We start from the raw sequence: 25088 nt of genomic DNA on the forward strand, positions 1-25088 counted from the left end.
GGGTCTCATCATGCGACGCAGCACGATTCGACTGATCACCGTGCTCGCCACGGCGGCTGTGACCACCTCCGTGGTGGCCGGGTGCTCGACCAAGAACCAGGTGCCCTCCATCGGGTACGCGGTCGACGCCGCGGTCGCCAGCTACAACGGCGCGAGCACGCTCGGCGCGAGCAGCGGCGCCGCGGCGGTGTTCGGCCGGGTGCTGACCGGGTTCTTCTACACCGGACCCGACGGTCAGCAGGTGGCCGACACCGACGTCGGCACGGCCAAGGAAGTGCCGGGCGAGACGCAGACGGTGCAGTACCGGCTCAACCCGGACGGGGTGTACTCCGACGGGGTGAAGACCTCCTGCGACGATCTGGTGCTGGCATGGTCGGCGCGCTCGGGCAAGTTCACCCGCCCCGGCGACCGTGGGCCCGTCTCGTTGTTCGACGCCGCGAGCACCGTGGGCTACGACGAGATCGAACGGATCGACTGTCAGCCCGGGTCCAAGGACGCCACCGTGGTGTTCCGGCCGGGCAAGCACTACCTGCCGTGGCGGACGCTGTTCACCGCGGCCGAGGTGATGCCCGCCCATGTGGTGGCGCAGGCGGTGGGTGTGCCGAACGTGGTGAACGCCCTGCAGACCGGCGACGGTGCGGTGATCGGCCGGATCGCCGACTTCTGGAACACCGGCTGGACCGTGAAGGCCGGGGGGCTCGACCTGACGAAGTTCCCGTCGTCGGGGCCGTATCGGATCGAATCCTTCAGCGCGAAGGACGGTCTGGTGCTGGTCGCCAATGAGAAGTGGTGGGGTGACGCGCCCGAGACGAAGCGGATCGTGGTGTGGCCCAAGGGCACCGACTTCGCCGCCAAGGCGAAGGAGAACGCGCTCGGGGTGGTCGATCTCGGGGCCGGGTCGGTCGCGGATCTGAAGCTCGACGGTTTCGACGAGCGGACGGTGGCGAGCCGTAGCGCCGAGCAGCTCGTGCTCGCCACCGGTGGGGTGTTCTCACGGGTGGAGGTGCGCCGGGCGTTCGCACAGTGTGTGCCGCGCCAGGCACTGTTCGACACGCTGGGTAAAGCGGGTGAGCCCGCGCCGCACGGCCTCGGCGCGGGAGTGCTGAACGCCCATGTGGTACAGCAGGATTCGCTGTACTACCCGGCGGTGACCGGAGGTGCCGACCGGTATCGTGGCGCCGACATCCCCGCGGCCACCGCGACGTTGGCGTCCTCCGGCACGGCGCAGCCGACGGTGCGGATCGGGTATCAGGGTCCCGATGCTCGCCGTGCGCAGACCGTGGCGATGATCGCCGAGACCTGCCGCGGCGCGGGCATCACCGTGGTCGACGCGGGTTCGCCCGACTTCACCCCGGTGAAGCTCCCCGAGGGCGCGGTCGACGCGGTGCTCGGCGGAACCGGCGCGGTGCCGGGGCCCGCGGGATCGAGCGAGGGCGCTGCCGCGTTCGCCGCGTTGCGGGCAGGTAGCGGCCTCGATTTCGGTGGCTTCGCTAACGGTCGCTACGATGCGATCACCGATCAGCTTGCGGGCGAAGCCAACTCGACCGCGACGCTGAACCTGCTGACCGAGGCCGAGAACCTGCTGTGGGCGCAGCTACCGAGCATTCCGTTGTTCGCGACGCCGCGCATCATCGCGTTCGGTAACGGGATGCAGAACGGGATCGCCGGGCCGACACAGGCCGGTACCGGCTGGAACATGGATCGCTGGGTGTTGCAGCGATGAGCGCACGTGATGAAAGAGGGTTGATGAGCAAGCACGCGGTGGTCGAGTCCGACGATCAGGCCAGTGAGCGCACCGCCGAGGCGGCCGCCGCGGTCACCCGGCTGACCCGCTGGCACGACGACTTCCCCACGCCGGGTGTGCGTTTCGCCGATCTCACTCCCGTGTTCGCCGACGCCGTCGGCTTCCGCGCGGTCATCGACTGCTTCGCCGCCATCGCCCCCGACGCCGACCTCGTGGCAGGCGTCGACGCGCGTGGCTTCCTGCTCGGAGCGGGCGTCGCCGCGACGCTGGGCACCGGCGTGCTCGCCATCCGCAAGGGCGGCAAGCTCCCGCCGCCGGTCGTCTCACGCGAGTACAAGCTCGAATACGGTTCCGCCGCACTGGAAATCCCCGCCGACGGCGTCGACCTCGAGGGCAAGCGGATTCTGCTGCTCGACGACGTCCTCGCCACCGGCGGCACCCTCGCCGCCGCAGCCGCCCTGTTCAAGGAGGTCGGCGCCGAGGTGGTGGCCGCCGCCGTGGTGATGGAACTCGAGTTCCTGAAGGGCCGCGAGCACCAGGGTGACTACCCGGTGAGCTCGATCGTCAAGATCTGACTCAGCGCGCTGCCCGCAGCATCGGCCACAGCATCGGGCCGCCCGGCACCTGCAATTCGCCGGTCACGACGAAGCCGAAGCGCTCGTAGTACGGGACGTTGACCGGGTTGCTCGATTCCAGATAGGCGACAGCGTGCTCGGCGTCGACGCGGTCGAGCCGGCTGTGGAGCAGGGCGCTCCCGTAACCTCCGCCTCGGACATCGGGGGCGGAGCCGAGCATCGCCAGATACCAGTGTGGTTCTGTCGGATGGTTCTTCTTCAGCAGGTCACCCACCTGTTTGCCGGCCAGGGTGCGGCGGCCGAACGCGCGCCAGATACCGGGCAGCGTGCGAAGTTCGGCCAGGGGTGACGGGTTCTGACGGTGCGGTGGGGTCCACAGGGCCACGCCGCCCACCGTGTCGTCGGGGCGCAGTGCGAGGTCGGAGACGTCCGCCGGTAGGAAGAGATGGCGCGCCATCGTGGCGAAGAACCGGGGCAGGCCGGCGGCTCGCCGATCCGGATCCGGCAGGATCCAGCTCATCACCGGGTCGTGCTGGAACGCCGCGGCCAGCGTCTCGGCCACCGCGTCGACATCGTGCCGGGCCGCCTTGCGCACCACAATCGTCGCCATCGCACTCCTTCGATCCGGGGTCGCCCACGAAGATGGCGACTCGCGTCCAGGCTAGCTTTTCCATGACGGGCCTCACAGGAGGAGAAAAGGGGTGGCGCGTCGGGGTAGCTCGGTGTTATCAATGAAGGGTCTTGTTCCCGGCGATCGGAGCCACGCGTTGATTTCTTGAGGTAGCGCTCTCGGACGGTCCGCATTCTGCGCACCGTGTTTCCGTCGCACCTCCAGGGGATCCGCATGACCTCTCTTTCCTTGTCCGATCTCACCTTTCACTGGCCGGATGGCACCGCTGTCTTCGACGGGCTCGATGCTGTCGTCGGCCCCGGTCAGATCGGTCTCGTCGGCAGCAACGGGGCCGGCAAATCGACGCTGTTGCGGCTGGTCGCCGGTGAACTGAAGCCGGTGCGTGGGTCGATCTCCGTGCCGGGCAGTCTCGGCTATCTCCGGCAGGACCTGGGCATGCAGACCGGTCAGCGGGTGGACGCGGTGCTCGGTATCGCCGAGGTACGCGGCGCGCTGCACCGCATCGAGAGCGGCACCGGCGAGCCCGCCGACTTCGACACGGTCGGCATGTCCTGGCAGATCGAGGACGAGGCTGTCGCACTGCTCGGCAAGCTCGGTCTCGACTACGTCGCCACCTCGGTCGACGACCTCGACCGCACCCTGGACACCCTCTCCGGTGGCGAAACCGTGCTGCTCGGCCTGGTCGCCGAACTACTGCGCGAACCCGACGTGCTGCTGCTCGACGAGCCGACCAACAACCTCGACGCGGTCGCCCGCGGGCGGCTCTACGAGGTGATCCGGCAGTTCGCGGGCACCGTGATCGTGGTCAGCCACGATCGCGAACTGCTCGATCGGATGGACGGCATCGCCGAACTGCGCGCGGGCGAAATCCGCTCCTTCGGCGGTGGTTTCAGTGACTACGAGCGGATCATCGAGGCCGAGCAGGAAACGGCGCGCGCCGCCGTTCGCGATGCGCGCAGCGATGTGCGCAAGCAGGCGCGCGAACTCGTCGACGCCCGAACGAAACTGGACCGGCGGGCGCGCTTCGCGCAGAAGATGCAGGACAACAAGCGGGTACCGAAAATCGTCGCGGGACTGCGCAAGAACGCCGCGGAGGTATCGGCGGGCAAACTGCGCAACTCCCATATCGACAAACTCGACTCTGCCCGCGAAACTCTTGATCACGCCGAGGAATTGGTGCGCGCGGACCGGGAGATCCGCGTCGAGCTCCCCGGCACCCGGCTGTATCCGGGACAGGATGTGCTCGACCTACAGCAGGTCGAGCTGGCCAACGGTCCGGTGGTCGACCTGCGCGTGAGCGGACCGGAGCGGATCGCGGTGACCGGCCGCAACGGCGCGGGCAAAACCACCCTGCTGCGTCGGATCGTCGCCGAGGGACCGAAGGTTTCGTGGCGGTTGTTGCCGCAGCGACTCGATGTCTTCGACGAAACGCGAACGGTGTTCGAGAATGTCGCCGCTGCGGCACCGCACGCGACACCGGAACAGATCCGCGGTCAGCTCGCGCGCTTCCTGTTCCGCGGCGCCGACGCCGACATCGCGGCCGCCGCCCTCTCGGGCGGTGAACGACTGCGCGCCGCCCTGGCCACCCTGCTGCTCGCCGAACCGGCTCCCCGGCTGCTGATGCTCGATGAGCCCACCAACAACCTCGACCTGCCCAGCCTGGCTCATCTGACCCAGGCACTGGCGAGTTTCGAGGGTGCGCTGATCGTGGTGAGCCACGACGAACGCTTCCTCGACGACATCGGGGTCACCCGCAGGCTCGAGCTCACCCCGGACGGCCTGGTCGAAGACGGTCCGGTGGCTACCGCCCAGAACTCGCGGCCCGGCGCACCGCTCCCGGATACCGGAGCAGATTCGGGCCCAACCACACCGCCACGGCGGTGAGCGCGAGCCAGGGACGCAAGTGTGGGCGCATGCGCCGGATGCGGCCGTCGGAATCGAGGTCGAGCACCATCGCCTCGGTCATCCGGAAAGGCCCGAACCTCGCTTCGCCCAACAGGACTCGGGTGTCGCCGGTGCCGAGTGTGTCGGTCCATCGCAGATCGCTGACCGCGCGATAGACGAGGGTGAGCAACGGGGCGAGGTCGGTTCGGCCACGGAAGACGAGCCGCCCCGACACCGGTGAGATGAGCTCGGCATCGTCGGTCAAGGTGTCGAGCAGGGCGGGGATGTCGTTGTCGGTGGTCGCGCGCCGGAATCGGGCGACCGAATCGGTGGACACCGGATCGGCAAGGGCGTCGGGCATGGGAAATACACCTTCCTCTGTGGCGAATCGTTCAGGTGCCTCCCGACCGTAACCAGCTGACTTGCAAAAAGCAATGGACTATCCTGAGTGCTATGGCAAAAGTGGACCTCGCCGATATCGCGTGCTCGATCGCCCGTACCGTCGGCATCGTGGGGGAGCGGTGGACTCCCCTGATCCTGCGCGACCTGTTCCTCGGCATCAGCCGCTTCGAGGACCTGCGTCGAGACCTCGGCATCGCGTCCAATGTGCTGACCGATCGCCTTCGTACCCTGTGCGACCACGGGATCGTGGAAACCAGGGTGTACCAGGAGAACCCGACCCGCACCGAGTACGTCCTCACCGACCGCGGTCGCGATCTCTACCCGATCCTGACCATGCTGCTGGCGTGGGGAGATCGCTGGCTCGCCGGTGCGGATGGGCCGCCGCTGTCGGTGGTTCATCGCGACTGCGGTCACGTGACCGAGGGTGTCGTCGTCTGTCGAGCCTGCGCCGCTCCGCTCACCTCGGGCAATGTCACCTGGCATGCCGGCCCGGGCGGTAGGCCCGGTCCCGGTGTCGTTCTCGTCGCCTCGCGCTTGACGCCTCTGCCGGACGGCGCTGCCTCCTGCTGACCGGCTCCGGCGAATTCGCCCCGGCGCCTTGACGATCGTTGTTTTAGTTGAATAGACTAAAACAACGATCAAGGCGAGAGGGTGTGGTTCGGATGGGGTACGGGAACTGGGATGACACCGCCTACCGGGCGGGCAAGACGTATCGGGCGCGGCAGGGGGTGGACGATTTCGGGTACACGGCCGAGATGCGGGCGAAGCCGTATGACACGTGGTGCGCGCATCCGCTGCTCGATCCCTTCGGGGTCGGCACGCGCGAGTGCCGGGACTCGGCCGAGCACGGGAACTCACTGCCGGTGGCCGTGCTGTTCGATGTGACCGGGTCGATGGGCCGGGTGCCACGCATCATGCAGGACAAGCTGGGAAAGCTGCACGGGCTGCTGAAGAACAAGGGGTACGCGCAGGACCCGCAGGTCCTGTTCGGCGCGATCGGCGACGCCGACACCGACCGGGTGCCGTTACAGATCGGGCAGTTCGAATCCGACAACCGGATGGACGAACAGCTGCGGGCGATCCTGCTCGAAGGCGGCGGTGGCGGGCAGAAGTCCGAAAGCTATGAACTGGCCGCTTATTTCGTCGCCGAGCATGTCGCGACGGACGCATGGGACAAGCGCGGCAAGAAGGGATACCTGTTCCTGATCGGCGACGAACTGAACAAGCCTCGCCTGGCCGCCCGGCACATCAGGGCGGTGATCGGCGATCACGTGCGCCGCGACGTGTCCGTCGAGTCGATCTATCGCGAACTCGAGCGGCGCTGGCACGTGTACTACATCCTGCCGAATCAGTCGTCGTACTACCGGGATCCGGACATCGCCGAACACTGGCGGGCGTTGCTCGGGCAGAACTTCCTGAAACTCGACGACCCCGGCGCGGTCTGCGAACTGATCGCGCTGACCATCGGATTGGGCGAGGACCGGGTCGATCTCGACACCGGTCTGGCCGATCTGCGCGACGTCGGATCGAGTGATGAGGCCGATGCGGTCGGCCGAGCGCTCGGCTCGAAGCCCGGCCAGGCGCCGCGCGCGCTGCCGCCGGGGCGATGAGCCAGGTGTTCGGTGACAGGCACCTCGTCGTCGTCGATCTGGGCTTCGGTGACGCGGGCAAGGGCGCCACGGTCGACTGGTTGTGCTCGCCCGAGGCCGATCTCGGGGTGGCGGCCGTGGTGCGGTTCAACGGCGGTGCGCAGGCCGCGCACAACGTCGTGGCCGACGGTCGCCACCACACCTTCGCGCAATTCGGATCGGGGACTTTCTCGGGGGTCCCGACGCTGCTGTCGCGGCACATGCTGGTCGAGCCGATCGCGCTCGCCGCCGAGTCCGAACAGGTGGCGGCGCTCGGTGTGCACGACCCGCTCGGCCTGCTCGCCGTCGACGGCCGCGCCCTGCTGACCACGCCGATCCACATCGCGGCGAACCGTGCGCGCGAGGACGCGAGGGGTACTTCGCGGCACGGTTCCTGCGGCCGCGGTATCGGTGAAACAGCCTGGTACGCACTGGAGAACGACGCGCCGAGCGTTGCCGACTGCCGGGCTCCTGCCGTGCTGCGCGCCAAACTGGATCGGCTCGCGGCGCACTACGAGGACCTCATCGGCCCCAGCGCGCACGGGTACGAATCGATCGATGCCCTGGTGGCGATGTACGGCGATTTCGCGCGAGCCGTCCGCATCACCGGTGCGGAGGAACTCGCCCGGATCGCGCACGATGGCCGATTGGTGTTCGAGGGCGCGCAGGGTGTGTTACTCGACGAGTGGCGCGGCCTGCACCCGCACACCACCTGGTCGACGGTCGAGCCACGCAACGCCCGCGCCATGATCCGCGACATCGGCGGATCCGCCGCGGTTCTCGGCGTCACCCGCACCTATATGACCCGGCACGGCGCGGGTCCGCTGCCGACCGAAGCGCCGCTCGGTTTTCCCGAACCGCACAACGGCACCGGGCGCTATCAGGGTGCGTTTCGGCAGGGACACCTGGATCCGATCCTGCTGCGCTACGCCGTCGACGTGTGCGGCGGGATCGACGGGCTGGTCGTCAACCACCTCGACGTGCCCGGAACCCTCTGCGCCGCACAGGCATACGAGACGCCGACGGGCAGATCGGCCGTACTGGTCCCCGGCCGGTGGCGTGATCTCGATCACCAGCAGCGGCTCACCGGCCAACTCCTCGCTGCGACACCGATTCTCGTGCCGATCGACACCGACCCGGCAGCGTGGCTGGCCGAGCGGTTGCGGGTACCGGTGGTGCTGACCGGGCACGGCCCGGATCGGCGCGACCGCGCTGTCGCGGGTTCGGTCGCCGACCGGAGGGAGCGGCCCGCTGATGTCGGTCGGCAGGGAAGAATCGGAGCATCCGTACCGTGAACCGCGGTACCGGCCGGTGACAACGTACTGCGCCCGGAGCAGAGCAGCTCGAGGCAGGATGGGATGACGTGGAGCAATCCGTTGTGTCGATCGATGTGGTGACCCTGCGGTGCTGGGATGCCGACAATGGCGTCCGGATCGGCGTCGCCCCCCGCGAGTTCGAGCCGTTCACCGGCGAACTCGCCCTACCGGGTGTGCTACTCGGCCGCGGCGAACGTCTCGTCGACGCGGCCCGGCGCGCCGTCCACACCAAACTCGGGGTGCCGCCCGCGGCGGTCGGCGCGGTCGGCCAGCTCGTCACGTTCGACGAACCACACCGCGACCCGCGCGGCCCGACGCTGGCCATCGCGATGTGGGCGGTGGTCGCCGAGCACGAGGGACCCGCCGAGTGGGTGGGCTTCGACGAGGTCCCGCCGCTGGCGTTCGACCACAATCGCATCGTCGATACCAGTCGTGCGTTGCTGGCCGGACTTCTGTGGAAGGACCCGACGCTCACCCGGGCACTGGCGGGCACCGAGTTTCCCGCCACCCGCGCGGTCGATCTCAGTACCTCCCTCCACGGCACTCGTCCCGACCCGGCCAACCTCAACCGCACGCTCGCCGCGATTCCAGGGCTCGGCCGGACCGGTGAACGTCGCCGGGTGAAAGCCACCGGGCGGCCTGCTGTGGTGTGGGCGTTCGACGTCGACGGACACTGAGCCCCGGCGACCGGATTTCCGACTCTCGCTCGGTGTCGCCATCGGTGAGATCGCTTGCCTGCGGCAGTATTTCGGCGTGCGCGCCGAGGCGGCGGAACTCGCCTCGCCCGTTCGCGGGATGTTCAGCGAGGCGTCCGATGCGTGCGAAGCCGATGAAACGTCGATGAACACCGTCGCGTCGGCCTCGCCGCGTCGGTGCCGATCCCGCATCGTGAGGACATGCGCGAGATGTCGGCTCCGGCGAAAGTGCTCGCAGCGCTGGTGACGGCGTTGGTGACGATTCCGCTGGTGGGATCGACGGCAGGCTCGGTAGCGGCGTTCGACGACGTGGGGGCGAGGGTCGACGCGGCGGCCGCGTTCGGTGCTCCGCGGCGCGGGGCGGGCGAGGTGGTGAACAAGGTCGTCGTCATCGGGATCGATGGGCTGATGTTCGACAAGGCCGATGCGGCACAGGCACCGCGATTGCGGCATCTCGCCGCGCAAGGGCTGCTGTCGCAGGGGACCATCGCGGGGCACATCACGATTTCCGGGCCGTCGTGGGCCAGCGCGCTGACCGGGGTGTGGGACACCGAGCACGGGATCACCGGCAACGAATTCGACGCGAGTCCGTTCCTGGCGCACCCGAGCGTGTTCACCCGGATCGAACGGGCGGACCCCACTCGGCACACGGTGTCCATCGGCACCTGGCACCAGATCGCGACGATCGCCGCCACCGGTGACCGGCGCGCCGACATCGCCCTCACCACCGCACCCGTCGTCGACGATCCCGACGAGTCGGCCACCGATGCCGCGACCGCCACCGAAGTGGTGTCCGCGATCGAGCGTTCCGGCCCCGATCTGGTCTTCACCCACCTCGACCAGATCGACCTGGCGGGCCACCGGCACGGCGGTGCGTCCCGCGCCTATCTCGCCGCGATTCGCCGGGTGGACGCGCTGGTCGGCCAGATCGTCGCGGCGGTCGACCAGCGCGCGCACGCTCATCCCCGTGAACAGTGGACCGTCCTGGTCACCACCGACCACGGCCACCTCCCGGCCGGTGGCCACGGCGGCCAGACCCCCGCCGAAACCGCCAACTTCGTCATCGCCCGGGGCCCCGACTTCACCCCGGGCACCGTGACCAGCGCCCACACCCTGGTGGACCTCACGCCCACCGTCCTCGACCTCCTCGCCGCCCCGCCCGGCCGTCTCGACGGCCACAGTCTCCGCACCCGCCCGATGCCAGGCGATGAGCGCTGACAGATTCGGCCCCCAGGCACTCCCGCTCAGGCGGGATCCGCGACTCGGTCCCGAACAAAACCACTGATCACGCTGGGAGATGGGAAACGCGCCGGGGACCTCCGAACCTGTCGAACACCTATCCGCACTCCCGGAAACTCACTACGCTGCCCGGGAACGACCGGCAGAAACCGCGAAGAGGCGGATTAGCCGCAGGCCTGTGACCCCGGTGACTCGAACGCCAGGTCGGTACGAGGACTAAAGTGAGGACCTGGGCGGTTGCAGCACTCGGCCGACAAGGTCCGAATGCAGCGTGAGAGGTGGTGGCATGACTCGACAACTGGGCGAGGCGAAGGTTGGGCAGGAATCCACCGGCGCCACGCCGAGCCAGGGTGCACCGGCGAAGACCCCCGAAACCGCCAAGCAGTCCCCGACAGCCTCGGTGCCCAGTTCGGCGTCTCGGCGGGTTCGTGCGCGGCTGGCTCGGCGGATGACCGGTCAACGGGGGATCGCGGCGGTCAAGCCGGTGCTCGAACCGTTGGCCACCGTCCACCGCGAGCTGTACCCGAAGGCCAATCTCGGCCTGCTCCAGCGCGCCTTCGACGTCGCCGACGAACGCCACGCCAAGCAGTTCCGCAAGTCCGGCGACCCCTACATCACGCACCCGCTCGCCGTCGCCAACATCCTGGCCGAGCTCGGCATGGACACGACCACCCTGGTCGCGGCCCTGCTGCACGACACCGTCGAGGACACCGGCTACTCCCTCGAGCAGCTCAAGGAAGAGTTCGGGCAGGAAGTCGCCCACCTCGTCGACGGGGTCACCAAACTCGACAAGGTCAACCTGGGCGCGGCGGCCGAGGCCGAGACCATCCGCAAGATGATCATCGCCATGGCCCGCGACCCGCGTGTGCTGGTGATCAAGGTCGCCGACCGGTTGCACAACATGCGGACCATGCGTTTCCTGCCGCCGGAGAAGCAGGCCAAGAAGGCCAAGGAAACCCTCGAGGTGATCGCGCCGCTGGCGCATCGCCTCGGGATGGCCACGGTCAAATGGGAGCTGGAGGACCTCGCCTTCGCGATCCTGCACCCCAAGAAATACGACGAGATCGTGCGCCTGGTCGCCGATCGCGCGCCCTCGCGTGACACCTATCTGGCGAAGGTGCGCGCGGAGATCACCAACACCCTGGCCGCGTCGCGGATCAACGCGATCGTCGAAGGCAGGCCCAAGCACTACTGGTCGATCTATCAGAAGATGATCGTCAAGGGCAAAGACTTCGACGACATCCATGACCTGGTCGGCATGCGGATCCTGTGCGAGGAAGTCCGCGACTGCTACGCCGCGGTCGGCGTCGTGCACTCGCTGTGGCAGCCGATGGCGGGGCGGTTCAAGGACTACATCGCGCAGCCGCGCTACGGCGTCTACCAATCGCTGCACACGACGGTGGTCGGCCCCGACGGCAAGCCGCTCGAGGTGCAGATCCGCACGCAGGACATGCACCGGACCGCCGAGTTCGGCATCGCCGCGCACTGGCGGTACAAGGAGACCAAGGGCAAGCACTCCGGTGACGCCGCCGAGGTCGACGACATGGCGTGGATGCGTCAGCTACTCGACTGGCAGCGGGAGGCCGCCGACCCCGCGGAGTTCCTCGAATCGCTGCGCTTCGACCTGAAGTCGCCGGAGATCTTCGTGTTCACGCCCAAGGGCGATGTGATCACGCTGCCGCAGAAGTCCACTCCGGTCGACTTCGCGTACGCGGTGCACACCGAGGTCGGGCACAAGTGCATCGGCGCGCGGGTGAACGGTCGCCTGGTGGCGCTGGAACGGCAGCTGGAGAACGGCGAAGTCGTGGAGGTGTTCACCTCCAAGGCGCAGAACGCGGGACCCAGTCGCGACTGGCAGAAGTTCGTGGTCTCACCGCGCGCGAAAGCCAAGATTCGCCAGTGGTTTGCCAAGGAACGGCGCGAGGAAGCGCTCGAGAGCGGCAAGGAGCAGATCTCCAAGGAGGTCCGCCGCGTCGGGCTGCCGCTGCAGCGGTTGATGAGTGTCGAGGCGATGACCGCGGTCGCGCACGAGCTGCACTACAGCGACATCTCCACCCTCTACACAGCGGTCGGCGAGCACCAGGTGTCGGCGCATCATGTGGTGCAGCGGCTCATGGCCCAGCTCGGCGGCATCGGCGATGTGGAGAACGAGCTGGCCGAGCGGTCGACACCGTCGACCACGCCGGCCCGTCAGCGGGTCACCGGGGACGCCGGCGTGCTCATTCCCGGTGCGCCGGGAACGGTCGCGAAGCTGGCCAAGTGCTGCACGCCGGTGCCGGGTGACGAGATCATGGGCTTCGTGACCCGCGGTGGCGCGGTGAGCGTGCACCGGACCGACTGCACCAACGCCGATTCCCTGCAGGAGCAGTCGGAGCGGATCATCGAGGTCGAATGGGCGCCCTCGCCCTCGTCGGTGTTCCTGGTCGCGATCCAGATCGAGGCGCTCGACCGCACCCGATTGCTCTCGGATGTGACCAAGGTGCTGGCCGACGAGAAGGTCAACATCCTGTCCGCCTCGGTGGCCACCCATGGTGACCGTGTCGCGATCAGCAAGTTCACCTTCGAGATGGGCGACCCCAAGCACCTCGGTCACCTGCTCAATGTGGTGCGCAACGTCGAAGGCGTCTACGACGTGTACCGGGTGACCTCCGCCGCCTGACCCCGACCACGGCCCGGGCACTCTCCTCGCGAGGGTGCCCGGGCCGCTGTCTGCCCAGGTGATCGCCGAAAGGTTGCTGGTCGCATCGGGTTTGCCGGGGGCAGCGAAAGGGCCGATTAGGGCAGCGGTTGGGTTACCCGGAATCTGTTACGGTTTAGTGCGTTTCAACGCTCCACTGGTCAGCCGAAACGGACTGTGATGCGGATCGATATGGCTCGGTGCACGACACGACTCACGGGGACGCTGATCGCGTTCACCGTCGCTTCGCTGTCGGTTACGGCGGGGGTGGCCGGCGCGGAAGACGGTACACCCACCACGCCGTCTACACACGTATCCATCGCCGCGTGTCCGGCGCTCTACGCCTTGGGAATTCAGGGCACGGGTGAGTCCTCGCCCGACGCGGCGCCCAGCACCGACACCGGGATGCTGTCGACGGTGTTCCGTCCGATGTTCGCCGGTGCGGCCGACCCGGGCCTCGTCGATCGTGCGTACGTGCCCTATGAGGCCGGTTTCGGCGGTGCGGTCCAGGGCGGCGCGGTGCCGTACACCGAATCGGTGGCCGGGGGCCTGGAACGACTTCGCGCGATGGCGACCCAGGTGGCGCAGCGCTGCCCGGACACCCGGTTCGCGGTCGTCGGCTATTCCCAAGGTGCCCACGTCGCCTCGTTGTTCGCCCAGGAGGTCGGAGCGGGCACCGGAGCACTGCCCGCGGACAAGGTCGCCGCGGTCGCGTTGTTCGCCGACCCGACCCGTGCCGAGAACGCGCCACTGTTTCCCGGCGCGCCCGACCGGACCGCACCGCTGGCGGCGGCGGGAACCTCCGGCGACGCGGTGGCGAACATCGGTGCCGTGCGTCAAGGGGTCGCCTCCGGTGGTGGGCTCGCCCCGCAGAGTGAGCAGACCGACGACTTCGGTAAACTGACCGGTCGTGTCGCAAGCTTTTGTGCCACAGGCGATCTCGCGTGTGACGCACCGCAGGGCGCGCCGATCGTGCGTGCCGTCACCAACCTCATGAGCCAGTCGAAACTCTCCGGCGGCGATCCGATCGGCTCGTTGACCTCGATCGCGCAGGCGCTGGCGTTCACCTCCATCAAAACCGCCACCGCGGTGGTCGAGGAGGACATCTCCGGCGCCACCCTGGCCGACGTGTCGATCTCGCCGAAGAAGTCGATCTCACAGCGAGTGTCCGATGCCTCGGACCCGAACAGCAAGCTCGACATGAACGCCGCCTATCAGGCGCTGCTGAAGGTCGGCATGATCGGCCTGAACGCCGTCGCCACCGTGGTGAAGTCGGTGATCAGCCCGGCGAGTATCAGCGAATTGGCCACGGCCACACTGTCGAATCCGCTGGCCGGACTGACGCTGCTCGGGACGAAACTGGCAGGGGCGGTCCCGCAACTGGTGCCGCCGACCACCGGGGTTCGGCTGGTCAACGAGGCGTTCACCGCGGTCAAGCAGAATGTCACCGACAACGCCGAACTCCTCGACGTCACCACCTGGGTGCGCTACTGGGACACGCTGCAACGCCATGACGCGTACTCGCGCATGGGCGTCGGCGCGAACGGCGCCACCCCGACGGAGTACGTCGGCCGGTGGTTCGCCGCGCTCGCCCACGACGCGGCAGGCGTTTCCGGGAAGGGAACGGTACCGGTCGGCGGGTCCGACTCGCGTGGTATGGGAATATTCCAGAGCCCGACCGGCGCGTCTACGACAACCAAACCCTCCGGTGGGGGACAATTTCCGTTCGGGACAGGAGCCGATGGCGCCTCATCCGGCGGCGCGACGACTCCGCCTGCCGCGACACCCGTAACCACCGCACCCACCACCCGTCCGTTCTCTGTGAACTGATCACCGAGAGGTCTTCGATGCGAACTGTGCCCGGCGCCGTGGAAAGGGGGGAATGTTGAAGTCGTACAACGAATTGTCGCGCTGGTACTCGGCGCTGGAGCCCGAGGCCGAGACCGAGACCGGTGCCCCTGTGCGTCCGGACACCACCGAACCGGTGACGGGCGACGACGACAGCATCGACCGATATTCGACGAGTCCCGGCGCCGCCCCGATCGCCGAGCCGGCGCCGGATCGCGCCACGGCAGGGGAGCGGCAGCCGGAACCGTTCAGCCTCGCCCTCGACTTTCAGCCGACCGCCACCGGCGACTCGCAGCGCGGGGAGACGGGGCATCAGGCGAAAGTTGCCGGCGACCCGCACGGCTGGAACGTCGAGTCCGAGCCGAAAGACGGTGACCCCGTCAGTCGGGCCACCGAGTTCGATGACACGACAACCGAATCCGCGGGCTGGGGTGCGGCCGAAGGCGACAAGCGGCCGAACCCCCCGGCCGAACCGGAGGATGTGCCCGAGCCCCCGCCACCGCCTCCCGCGCAACTTGCCGGACGCCGTAGCGACTTCACCGGTGGCTGGTCGGACTGGGTCGCCGAACCGGCACCCGGCCCCGACGACGACTACGACGCCGAACTCGTCCAGTTCCCCTGGCCGGAGGCCGCCGCCGACGAATACGACAACGCCCGTGTGCTCGAGCCCTCCGGCGCCCTGCGGGCGAACCGGAAACGTCAGCGCACGTGGGTGGTTCTCGCGGTCTCGGTGCTCGTGCTCGTGCTCGCCGCGACCGGGGTGTTCTTCCTGCTGTTCGGGCGCGGCGACAGCAACACCGCCCGCAACGCCGCCCCGCCACTGCACTTCACCGCGGGCAACCTGACCGCCGACACCGCGGGCTCGTGCCCGACCGAACGCACCGAGATCGTGCTGCGCAGCGCCGAAGCGGGCGGCACCGACTCGGGCCCCGACGCCGTCCTCGCCTTCCAGTACGCCTACTACGTGACCCGATCGGGGGCGCAGGCCAGAGCGGTGGTCACCCCCGACGCCGACGTCTCGCCGGCCGCCGTGATCCAGCGCGGTATCGACACCATCCCGGTGGGGACCACCCACTGCGTGCGGATCACCACCGTCGCGGCCGACCGGTTCACCGTGGAGGTCACCGAGTTCCGGCCCGCGGGCGCACCGGCCACCTACACCAAGCAATCGGTGCGGACAGCGCTGGTCGGCGATCGCACGCTCATCACGGGCATCGCGGCAGGGTAAGGAGAGGCGATGACAGACGATTGGAGCCGATGGCTCGACGAGGCCCCCGAGGGGGACCCGTCCGATGACCTGGCGCGTGATCCGGCTCCGGTGGTGCGGTTGCGGCGTCGCAACGGTGAGCGCCGCGACGGCACTCGCAGGCCGATCCTGGTGGTCGGCGGCTGCGGCGGCGCGGGCACCACGACGACCGCGCTCGGCCTGGCCGCGGAGCTCGTCACCGCGGGTGCGACGACAGTGGCGGTCGACGCGACCGCGGCGGGTAGCGACATCGCGCTGCGTGGGGCCGACAAGCACCTGCACCCGGTGAACCTGCAGTCCTGGGTGTACGGCCGGGGCGACGACGAACCGGCGCCGCTGGAAGACTGCCTGTCCCGCTCCACCTCCGGGTTCGGGCTGCTCTGGCGGGACGCGACCCCACTGCGCCGCCGCGCGACATTTCTCACTGTCGCGCGGGCGCTGGACACCGGTGGGTACACCGCGGTCTACGACGGCGGCAACCCGATTGCCGGACGGCAACTGCGACCCCTGCTCGACGATGCCGATATCGCACTGGTGCTGGCCATCCCGGCCCGCGTCGACGCCGCCAACCGGCTGCGCGTGACCCTGGAATGGCTCGACGACCACTACGGCGACGACGGTGCCGGTGTGGTCGCCGACACCACTATCGTTGTCTCGCATCAGTATTCGCACGACGACTCGCGCGTAGCGGAGCATTTGCGCGAGCACCTGTCGGGGTGGGTGCGCGAGGTCGTCGAGATTCCCTACGATCCGCATCTCGCGCGCGGAGAACTCGTCCGCCACGCCGAGCTGGCCGAGACGACGCGTTCGGCGTATGCGAGCTTGCTCGCGGGGGTGGCATCATGACGGCAGCCATGAATCTTCGTCGTCGTCGTGAACCGGACGCCCCCGCCGGTGTAGTCGCGCCGCCAGAATCGCTGCGCGCCAAGATCTGGGAGCGCCCGGTGCCAGGGGTCGGCCGGGCGCCGCTGGTGTGGTTGCTCGGCGTGCACGGTGGCGCGGGCGCGACCACGCTGTCGCATGTGCTCGCCCCCGCCGCCGACGCGCGCGGGCGCTGGCCCGGGGTGTTCGACCGCGAATCCCCCTATGTGGTCCTGGTCGCCAGGGAAACCATCTCCGGACTCACCCGTGCGCACGATCTGCTGCGCCAGCATCACGCCGGGCTCGCGGGCCCGGCGCTGGTTCTCGGCCTGATCACCGTGGCCGCGCGCCCCGGCCGGATGGCACCGGAGATCCGGCGCTACCGGGAGGTGGTCGGCTCGCTGGCCGGGCACGTCTGGCAGGTGCCGTGGTTCGAGGAATGGACTCTGGTGGAGTCCGATGCGCTTCCGGTGTGGTCGCCGGGCGACGAGGTGGCGGTCAAGAAGCGCCGCCCCGACCCGCTCGACGACGTGCCGGTCGAAATCGGTGACCTCGGTACCGATGTGGTCGCCGCGATCCGCACCAGTCTCGGCCCGCCCACGTCGGGTCAGGGTCGATCATGAACGCCGGGCGGTTCGCCGGTCGGTGGTGTACAAACGTGTGTCGTCGTCGAAGTGTTTGTGGCACAACACCTTTACTGTGGGAGAAAGGCACCCGATGAGCATGCTCCTCCTCGCCGTGCAGGACACGTACGGCACCGTGCTGGCCCAGGTCGGTAACCCGACCCCGGAGGCTCCTCCCGGCTCGGAGAAGATCCTGCAGCTGGTGCGTTACCTCACCTGGTTCGTGCTGCTGTCGGGCATCTGCGGCATCACCTACGCGGGCGGCAAGTTCGCGTGGGAGCGCTGGACCGGTGGTGGTCTCGAATCGCCGAAGATGGTGGCGGGCGCCATGATCGGTGGCGTCGTGGCGACCAGCGCCGGCACGATCATGAGTGCGGTCATCGGTTAGTGATCACCGTGCTCGCCTATAAACAGATCCCGGCCGACGTGTTGGCGCCGATGATGCAGTTGCTCAACTGGCTGCTCTGGTTCGTCCTGCTGTCGTGCCTGGCCTGGATGATCCTGTCGGCGGGTCGATTGTGGATCGCGTTCCGCAGCGACCTGGCGGTCAACGACGCCTCACACGGCGTCCTGATGAGCCTGATCGGTGCCTCGGTGGCCAGCACCGCGTCGGCGATCGCGCTGGCCTTCCTGCCGGCATGAATTCCACAGTGACACGACCGGTTGCGGTCGGTATCGCATTGCTCGCCGCGGCCGTCGGCTGTGGCGGCGGTGGTGATACCGGCCCCGACCTGACAGCCGCGCCGACCGGGGTGGGCTGGCAGGACTACCAGGGCATCTCCCTGCCGCACACCGATCAGGGCCCGACAACAGTGGGGCAGGGCGCCGCGACGGGGTTCGAGCATTCCCCGCGCGGGGCCGGGCTGGCGGCACTGACCCACACCATCCGGTTGTCGGTGGCGCCGGACAGTCAGTGGGCCCAGGTGGTGAACGCCGAACTCGTCCCGGGGCCCGCGCGGGACGAGTGGGCGATCAACCGAGTACAGCTGTCGATCACCGGACCCGCCACGGCGGAGTACGCGCCGAAATTGTTGGGTTACAAAATTACCGAATATCGTGACGAGCGAACGACTGTCGACGTCTATACCGAATACTCCGACCGGTCACGGGCGGTGAACCACACCACGGTGAGCTGGTACGGCGGAGACTGGCGACTGCAGTTACCCGATCCCCGGTCCACCGACCGGCCGGTCGACCCGATCGATGAATTACCGCAGGACATTGTGACATTGGAGGCACCGCAGTGAGCGAGAAGGAGCCGGGCACGCGCGACCGCGCGTCCTTCGGCATGATCGCCTCCGGTGCCCTGCTCGCCCTGATCATGGTCGTCGGCGCCGTCGTGTACTTCACTCGCGACGGCGGCAGCGAGGTGGACAACGCGCCGCCGCCCGCCCAGGCCGCGGGCGGAACGGGATTCGCCGAACCCGAGGTCGACCTGCTCGGCAGGCGGGTGGACATCCCGAACAACCCGGCGGGTCAGCCGCTGGCCCAGCAACCGGGTACGCAACGTACCGCCGCGGACCCGGATTGGCTGACCGGCGCGCCGGAGGGCACCACGAAACCGCACGGCTGGCAGCGTGTCTACGGCGCGTCGGTGCCGTTCTCCACTTCCGACGGGCCGTCGCGAATCGAGGACGGACTCGCCGTCGGCTACGCGCGGACACCACAGGGCGCCGCACTGGCCGCCGCGCAGATCACCTACCGGCTCAACGCCCGCCCGGCGGATCGCGACCTGTATGTGACGCAATTGCGGGTCAGCACAGCGCAGCTGGCCGCCTACGACTCCGCGTTGTCGGGCGAGCGGCTGCCCAAACAGCAGCCGGAGAAGGTGACCCGGTATTTCGTGGCCTCCGACGCGTTCAAGATCGACGATTTCGCCGAGGATCTGGCGATCGTGCGGCTGGCTTCGCGCGGTCCGGTGATCGATGGCAAGCAGCTGTACGCCGCGATGCGGATGATCGTGGTGTGGGACGCCGGTGACTGGCGGCTCAAACCGTCGACGACAGCAAATACCCAGACCGAATACGTGGAATCGCTGGCGGGGTGGACGACATGGTGATCGAGGTACAGCACAGCCCGGATCGATTCCGCGCGGACCATCGAGGGGTGCCAACTATGCTGAGGCGGATCGTCACCATTTTCGCGGTGATCTTCACCGTGATGATAGCGACGCCGACGGTGGCCTACGGCCAGACCTACGGCTTCGACGAGGCGTGCAACGAACTGCACGACACCCTCGACAGCGTCGCGATCCCCGGAGTCTCGCTCGGCGACGCGGCGTCGGCGGTGTGCAAGGCGGGCAATGCCGCCTCCCACCCCGGCGACGCGGCCACCGCGGTCAAGGACAAGGCGTGGGATTCCACCTTCGGCAAGGTGGTCGACTCGCTGATGAAGGGCCTCGGCGAGGCGCTGATCCTGGCGTTGACCTTCTGGATGAAGGTGCCCAACGAGGCGGTGAGCGACTCGGGGGCACTGTTCACCAAGATCAACGACTACACCTATCAGATCCAGATATTGCTGTTGATCGCCTCGGTGATCATCACCGGCGGCCGATTGGCCGAGGCCAGACGCGGGGCGGCCGTGAGCGAGGCCGCCGAATCGTTCCGCCTGTTCGCCAGGGTGGTGTTCAGTTCGTGGATGCTGGGTGCGGTGATCGTCGCGGGTACGCGAGCTTCGGACAAGTTCTCCGAGTGGATCATCGACGACGCCACCGGCGGCAATGCCAAGAACATGGCCGAGTTGATGGTGAAAACCAGTAAGCTGCAGGCCTTTTCGCCGGGCCTGGTGCTGATCATCGCCATCGTCGGCCTGCTCGGCGCGCTCGCCCAGATCGTGCTCGCCATCGTTCGGCAGGGTTTGCTGGTGGTCGCCGCGGGCGTGCTGCCGCTGGCCGCCGCTGCCTCGGCGACGGGCACCGGCAAGCAGTCGTATCAGAAACTGGTCGGCTGGATCATCGCGTTCATGCTGTTCAAACCGGTGGCCGCGATCGTGTACATGATCGCGTTCACCACCGCGGGCCACGTCGACGAGACCACGGACTCCGGCGGCTTGCCCAGCGGCGAGGACGCGCAGCGGATGCTGGTCGCGCTGGTGCTGCTGTGCAGCGTGGCGTTCGTGCTGCCCGCGCTGATGCGCCTGGTCGCGCCGGCGGTGGCCACGGTCGGCACCGGCGGCTCGGGTCTGATGGTGGCCGGTGGTGCGGCGGTAGCGGCGATGGGGCTCGGTGCGATCGGCACCAAGGCTGTCGCCTCTCGGCCGGTGGCGGCGCCCGGCTCCGCGGGCTACTTCGGCAATGGCGGTGCGGGCCCGCGGCCCGGTGGACCCGGCGGGGGCGGGGGAAGCGGCGGCGGTGGCGCGGCGCCACGACCGACACCGCCACCACGAGGGGGTGCGCCCGCGCCCGCGACGACGAGTTCGGGCTCGGTACCCGCCGGCGCCCGCAATGTGGCGGCCGCTCGGACCGCGGCCAACACCACCTCGCGCGCGGACCAATCGATGGGCGACGTCGCCGGTGACCGCTGGGCGAATCGTTCACCCGACCTCGGCAGGAGCACGATTCCGCGATGACGACCTCGGCGACCGACACCTACGAGCGCCGCTCGTACGGGCTGTGGCAGAAACCGCGCAGCGCGGGCCTTTTCGGCCTGCGCTGGGAAGAGACCGTGATCGGTTTCGTCGTGGTGATCACGGCACTGATCTGCGCGATGGTCGGTGGATTCAAATGGGGCCTCGTCGTCGGCGGGCTCGGTGCGCTGGTGATGGTGCCCCTGGTGTGGCGGACGGGGGGCCGCTCGGGCTATGAGACGGGACTGATGATGTTCAACTGGAGGCGCTCGCGCAACAACGGCGAGCACGTGTATCGCGGTGGCCGGTTCTCCCGGATCCCCGGCGGTGTCACGAAATTGCCGGGGCTGCTCGCGCCGTCGAAGCTCTACGAAGGCATCGACGCCGGTGGGTATCACTTCGGGATGATCCATCTGCCCGCGTTCGCGCAGTACACGGTGGTGTTGCGGGCCTGGCCGCAGGGGCACGAGGCGGTGGACCAGCCGGTGATCGATCGCTGGGTCGCGGCCTGGGGCACCTTCCTCGCCTCGGTCGGGCAGACCAGCGACATCGTCGCGGTGGTGCCGGTGATCGACACGGTGCCCGAGACCGGAAACCGGTTGCTCAACGAGGTGTCCACGATCACCCGCCCCGAAGCCCCCGATCTGGCCCAGCAGGTGATGTACGAGCTGGCGACCGAATTGCCGCAGGAGCGTGTGCAACTGCTGCCGCGGGTGGCGATCACGTTCAAGGCGACCACCGCCGAGCGGCGCAAGAACCCGGCCGAGGAAGCGGTGGAGATCGGGCGCAGGCTGCCCGGTATCTGCGCGGCGCTGGCCGAGGCCGGCGTGCGGGCGCAGCCGATGTCGGCGGAGGAGGTCATCTCCTTCATCCGCCGCAGCTACGACCCGGCCTCGCAGGCCGACCTCGAGGTGGCCGCGGCCGATCCCGGTGGGCACGGCCTCGGCTGGGACGACGCGGGTCCGGTGTCCTACGACGAGAAGTGGGATCACCTGATCCACGACGGCGGCCGCTCGGTGACCTGGGAAATGGACGCGGCGCCCGAGGGCGCGGTGGACGAGCGGGTGTTGCAGCGATTGCTCGCGCCCAATCCCGAAGTGCCACGCAAACGCATCGCGATCGTCTACCGGCCGCACTCGGCCGCCGACGCCGCCGAGATCGTCGACGACGACTTCAAGAACGCGCTCGTGGCCCAGCAGAGCGAACGCGGCGTGGTCTCGGCGGCGGCGACGCTGCGCGTCGGCGCCACCCAGCAGGCGCGCGAGGAGCAGGCGCGCGGACACGGTGTCACCCGGTTCGGTGCGCTGGTCACGATCACCGAGCCGCTGCGCGGTGATCTGCCCCGCATCGAGGCCATCACCCGCGACCTGTCCACGCAGGCTCGGCTCAAGATCCGGCGTTGCTATCGCTACCAGTCCGCGGCGTTCGCGGCATCTCTCGGTTGCGGCGTGATCCTGCCCGAACACGCAACCATTCCGAAGGCATTGGCGGGGTGAGGCGATTATGGGACGCGACTACGAACCCCCGGTGCGCGATCGCGACGACGTCGCGTTGCGCCCGGTTCACCGGCCGCCGCGCATCCGCGGCGAACGCGAGCCACGGCCCGCGGGGAGCGCGCCGCGCGTGAGCGACGACGTGCTCGGCCTCGACGAGCGCACCGACCGCGACGAGCGAGAAGGCTCGGCGCGGGGATCACGCACGGCCGAAGGCCGTCCACCGGTCGAGCACCGGGCACGGGACGAAGCCCGCACCGAGCGAGGTCGTCCACCCCGGCCCCGTGGCGAGGAGCCACGCAGGCCACGCGAGGACGAGCCGCGTCGATCGCGCGAGGGCGAGCGGCGGACGCGGGGTCCGCGTCCCGATGCCGATCGGGGCGCCAGGGCGCGCGCCGAGCGTGGGTTGCGCGACCAGGATCACGGTCCCCGGTTGGAACACGAACGCCCACAGGGTGATCCGCGCCGGCGTCCCAAGCAGGCCGCACCGAAGCCGATGAAGAAGGCGCGGCCCGCGAAGGCGGTGCGCGCGGTCCGGGCCGACGAGGCCGCCGATCGGGCGATGGGTTCGGGCCGGTCGGCGAAATCGACCAAGCCGGACCGGCGTTCGCAAGGCCCCTCGCTGCTCGACGACGCTACCCGCGCCCGCTACGAGATGATCGCCCGCGAGCAGTCGGGTCTGCGCGCGGCCTGGGCGACGTTCCGGATCCACACCGACGATCTGCGCCGCAACAACGCGCACGCGCGCACCGAGGCCGTGGTCAAGGACGGGTTCGACCGCACCACCGCCGAATTGACCGACCGCGGGTACTCGGGCGCGGGCGGCGGCAAGATGAACGTCGTCGGCCGCCCGGTCGAGTATCGCGCCACCACCGCCCAGGTCGCGGGTCTGTGGCCGTGGTCGGTCGGTGCCGGTGCGCCGTTGATCGGCACCCCACTCGGCTCGCACCTGCACACCGGCGCCCCGGTGTGCTTCGACCCGATGAACTGGTTCATGCGCGGCAGTTTCATCACCGCACCCAGCCTGTTCGTGCTCGGCCTCAACGGTTTCGGCAAGTCCTCGCTGGTGCGCCGGATCGTGCTCGGCGGCATCGCCCAGGGCATCACCCCGCTGATCCTGGCCGACGTGAAACCCGACTATCGCAAGATGGTCGAACTCGTCGGCGGCCAGGTGATCGACCTCGGCTACGGACACGGCAAGCTGAACCCGCTGGCCGCGGGCGTGCTCGGTTCGGTGGTGCCACGCCTGGCGGACGAACCCGCACTGCAACGTCAGGTGCTGCAGGATCTGCGCGCTCGGCAGGTGACGTTGATCGCGGGCCTGGTGGAACTGGTTCGCGGCGCCCGCGTCGCCGACTTCGAGGAAACGCTGATCGCCACCGCGCTGCGCATCCTCTACCAGCCCGGCGGGTTCACCCCCGACAAACCGCCGATCATGGAAAACCTGCTCGAGGTGATCGTCGGCGGCGGCGCCGAGATGATGCTCGACGCGGGCGCCGACAACGCCGACGAATACCAGAACGCGATCAAGGGACTGCGTCGATCGTTGCGCGCGCTCACCCAGGGCCCGTTCGGCGCGATCTTCAACGGCCAGACCAGCGTTCCGATCGACACCAGCGCCGTGGCGGTGTGCATCGACGTCTCGCACATCCCCAGCGGTGACAAGAAGCTCAAGGCCGCGGTCATGTTGGCCTGCTGGGCAGACGGTTTCGCGTCCGTCGAGGCCGCGCACGTGCTGGCCGACGCGGACCTCGGCCCGCAGCGCTACTTCCAGGTGGTGATGGACGAGCTGTGGCAGGTGCTCGGGCTCGGCGACTTCATGGTCGACCGCGTCGACGAACTGACCCGTCTGCAGCGTGGCCTGGCCACCGCTTTGATCATGATCAGCCACACCATCAAGGACCTGCAGGCGCTGGGGTCCGACGCCGCGATCGCCAAGGCCATCGGCTTCCTGGAACGCGCGCGCGCCAAGATCTTCGGCGCGCTACCCGCCGAGGAGATCAGCAGGCTCGACTCCACGGTGCCGTTCACCTCGGCCGAGCAGGAGATGGTGACGAGTTGGTCGGCGCCGCAGGCCCTCACCGGGGAGGCGCTCAAGCCCGGCCAGCAGCGGCCGTCGCCGCCCGGTACCGGCAAGTTCCTGCTGAAGGTCGGCGAGGATCGCCGGCCGGGCATTCCTTTCCACATGGAGTTCACGGTGTCGGAGCGAGAAAGCGGAATCCACGACACGAACCAGCGCTTCAGCGAGTTCGGCGACAACCCCAGGGGCACGCCGGACTATTCGAACGGGAGTGAGCAATGATGCCGCACCGGTCCTATCGCCGGGTCTCGCCGGAGGTCCGCAATGCCGCCGTCGCCCAGGTGGTCGCGCTGACCGACAAGTTGCGCAGCGAATCGGAGGCCTGCCGAATGGTGGCCGAACAGATCGGCGTGCACGCCAATTCGGTGCGCAACTGGGTCCGCGCGACCCAGGACCCGAGCTTGGACCGCATGGACGCCACCGCGCTACGCCGCAAAGTGGCGCTGTTGCAACAACAGCTGGCCGCCGCCGCGGAAATGAACCGCACGCTCGCCGACACGCTCAACGAGTCCCGGCGCCGAACATGAACTCCGCCGCGGCGGACGTTGCGCGAATCGGCGCCCGGCGCGGACCGCGGGGAGG

23 protein-coding genes are annotated in these 25088 nt (G+C 68.8%); 21 read left to right on the forward strand and 2 right to left on the reverse strand.

Annotation, left to right across the window (positions count from 1 at the left end; genetic code table 11):
- Positions 1-10 precede the first annotated feature (10 nt).
- Together ACWFRF_RS07435 and ACWFRF_RS07440 are read left to right on the forward strand one after the other, a co-directional pair.
- Positions 11-1723, forward strand: coding sequence for an ABC transporter substrate-binding protein (locus tag ACWFRF_RS07435; protein ID WP_378988979.1), 1713 nt, complete (start codon positions 11-13; stop codon positions 1721-1723).
- Between the two features lie 23 nt (positions 1724-1746).
- Positions 1747-2319: an adenine phosphoribosyltransferase gene (locus ACWFRF_RS07440; protein ID WP_378626917.1), complete on the forward strand. Its 573-nt coding sequence runs from the start codon at positions 1747-1749 to the stop codon at positions 2317-2319.
- Position 2320: 1 nt separating this feature from the next.
- On the opposite strand, the gene ACWFRF_RS07445 is transcribed toward ACWFRF_RS07440, so the two are convergent.
- Complete coding sequence (locus ACWFRF_RS07445; RefSeq protein ID WP_452449224.1) at positions 2321-2929, reverse strand: GNAT family N-acetyltransferase; 609 nt, start codon at positions 2927-2929, stop codon at positions 2321-2323.
- Between the two features lie 234 nt (positions 2930-3163).
- On the opposite strand from ACWFRF_RS07445, the gene ACWFRF_RS07450 reads away from it, so the two are divergent.
- Positions 3164-4834, forward strand: coding sequence for an ABC-F family ATP-binding cassette domain-containing protein (locus ACWFRF_RS07450; RefSeq protein WP_452449225.1), 1671 nt, complete (start codon positions 3164-3166; stop codon positions 4832-4834).
- On the opposite strand, the gene ACWFRF_RS07455 is transcribed toward ACWFRF_RS07450, so the two are convergent.
- Positions 4752-5195 (reverse strand): nuclear transport factor 2 family protein, encoded by a 444-nt coding sequence (locus ACWFRF_RS07455; protein WP_378626922.1) that lies wholly within the window; start codon positions 5193-5195, stop codon positions 4752-4754. The two genes, ACWFRF_RS07450 and ACWFRF_RS07455, sit on opposite strands and share 83 nt — an antisense overlap.
- A gap of 92 nt (positions 5196-5287) precedes the next feature.
- Between ACWFRF_RS07455 and ACWFRF_RS07460 the strand changes: the two genes are divergently transcribed.
- The 18 genes from ACWFRF_RS07460 to ACWFRF_RS07545 all read left to right on the forward strand — a co-directional run bounded on the left by ACWFRF_RS07460 (position 5288) and on the right by ACWFRF_RS07545 (position 25033).
- Positions 5288-5806, forward strand: coding sequence for a winged helix-turn-helix transcriptional regulator (locus tag ACWFRF_RS07460; protein WP_452449226.1), 519 nt, complete (start codon positions 5288-5290; stop codon positions 5804-5806).
- A gap of 92 nt (positions 5807-5898) precedes the next feature.
- Entirely contained in the window at positions 5899-6846 is a 948-nt protein-coding gene (locus tag ACWFRF_RS07465; protein ID WP_452449227.1) for a hypothetical protein, read from the forward strand.
- Positions 6843-8159 (forward strand): adenylosuccinate synthetase, encoded by a 1317-nt coding sequence (locus ACWFRF_RS07470; protein WP_379318204.1) that lies wholly within the window; start codon positions 6843-6845, stop codon positions 8157-8159. The genes ACWFRF_RS07465 and ACWFRF_RS07470 overlap by 4 nt, the downstream gene beginning before the upstream one ends.
- A 68-nt stretch (positions 8160-8227) precedes the next feature.
- Positions 8228-8857 (forward strand): NUDIX hydrolase, encoded by a 630-nt coding sequence (locus tag ACWFRF_RS07475; protein ID WP_452449228.1) that lies wholly within the window; start codon positions 8228-8230, stop codon positions 8855-8857.
- 219 nt (positions 8858-9076) lie between these two features.
- Positions 9077-10093, forward strand: a complete 1017-nt coding sequence (locus ACWFRF_RS07480) for an alkaline phosphatase family protein (RefSeq protein ID WP_452449229.1) — start codon at positions 9077-9079, stop codon at positions 10091-10093.
- Between the two features lie 307 nt (positions 10094-10400).
- Positions 10401-12773, forward strand: a complete 2373-nt coding sequence (locus tag ACWFRF_RS07485; protein ID WP_101467044.1) for a RelA/SpoT family protein — start codon at positions 10401-10403, stop codon at positions 12771-12773.
- A gap of 210 nt (positions 12774-12983) precedes the next feature.
- The gene (locus tag ACWFRF_RS07490) at positions 12984-14621 is read left to right on the forward strand and encodes a cutinase family protein (protein ID WP_452449230.1); all 1638 of its coding nucleotides are present in this window, start codon (positions 12984-12986) and stop codon (positions 14619-14621) included.
- A gap of 52 nt (positions 14622-14673) precedes the next feature.
- Positions 14674-15867, forward strand: coding sequence for a hypothetical protein (locus ACWFRF_RS07495; RefSeq protein WP_452449231.1), 1194 nt, complete (start codon positions 14674-14676; stop codon positions 15865-15867).
- Positions 15868-15876: 9 nt separating this feature from the next.
- On the forward strand, positions 15877-16731 hold the full coding sequence (locus tag ACWFRF_RS07500) for a MinD/ParA family ATP-binding protein (RefSeq protein WP_378626934.1): 855 nt from the start codon (positions 15877-15879) through the stop codon (positions 16729-16731).
- A complete protein-coding gene (locus ACWFRF_RS07505; RefSeq protein WP_449966109.1) occupies positions 16728-17369 on the forward strand; it encodes a hypothetical protein in 642 nt (213 codons plus the stop codon). Before ACWFRF_RS07500 ends, ACWFRF_RS07505 begins: the two co-directional genes overlap by 4 nt.
- 94 nt (positions 17370-17463) lie before the next feature.
- A complete protein-coding gene (locus tag ACWFRF_RS07510) occupies positions 17464-17757 on the forward strand; it encodes a hypothetical protein (RefSeq protein ID WP_056815437.1) in 294 nt (97 codons plus the stop codon).
- Complete coding sequence (locus ACWFRF_RS07515; protein WP_056810720.1) at positions 17757-18011, forward strand: hypothetical protein; 255 nt, start codon at positions 17757-17759, stop codon at positions 18009-18011. The genes ACWFRF_RS07510 and ACWFRF_RS07515 overlap by 1 nt, the downstream gene beginning before the upstream one ends.
- An 8-nt stretch (positions 18012-18019) precedes the next feature.
- Positions 18020-18616, forward strand: a complete 597-nt coding sequence (locus ACWFRF_RS07520) for a hypothetical protein (protein WP_379313398.1) — start codon at positions 18020-18022, stop codon at positions 18614-18616.
- Entirely contained in the window at positions 18613-19428 is an 816-nt protein-coding gene (locus tag ACWFRF_RS07525) for a hypothetical protein (RefSeq protein ID WP_378626938.1), read from the forward strand. The genes ACWFRF_RS07520 and ACWFRF_RS07525 overlap by 4 nt, the downstream gene beginning before the upstream one ends.
- Positions 19429-19484: 56 nt before the next feature.
- Positions 19485-20936 carry a hypothetical protein gene (locus ACWFRF_RS07530; protein ID WP_379313399.1) on the forward strand — a complete coding sequence of 484 codons (1452 nt, stop codon included), beginning with the start codon at positions 19485-19487 and terminating at the stop codon, positions 20934-20936.
- The gene (locus ACWFRF_RS07535) at positions 20933-22429 is read left to right on the forward strand and encodes an SCO6880 family protein (protein WP_378988993.1); all 1497 of its coding nucleotides are present in this window, start codon (positions 20933-20935) and stop codon (positions 22427-22429) included. The genes ACWFRF_RS07530 and ACWFRF_RS07535 overlap by 4 nt, the downstream gene beginning before the upstream one ends.
- A 7-nt stretch (positions 22430-22436) precedes the next feature.
- Positions 22437-24728 carry a hypothetical protein gene (locus ACWFRF_RS07540; protein WP_379313400.1) on the forward strand — a complete coding sequence of 764 codons (2292 nt, stop codon included), beginning with the start codon at positions 22437-22439 and terminating at the stop codon, positions 24726-24728.
- Positions 24725-25033 carry a transposase gene (locus ACWFRF_RS07545; protein WP_056810706.1) on the forward strand — a complete coding sequence of 103 codons (309 nt, stop codon included), beginning with the start codon at positions 24725-24727 and terminating at the stop codon, positions 25031-25033. Before ACWFRF_RS07540 ends, ACWFRF_RS07545 begins: the two co-directional genes overlap by 4 nt.
- Positions 25034-25088 lie beyond the last annotated feature (55 nt).

This window comes from Nocardia sp. NPDC055165 (assembly GCF_053606985.1).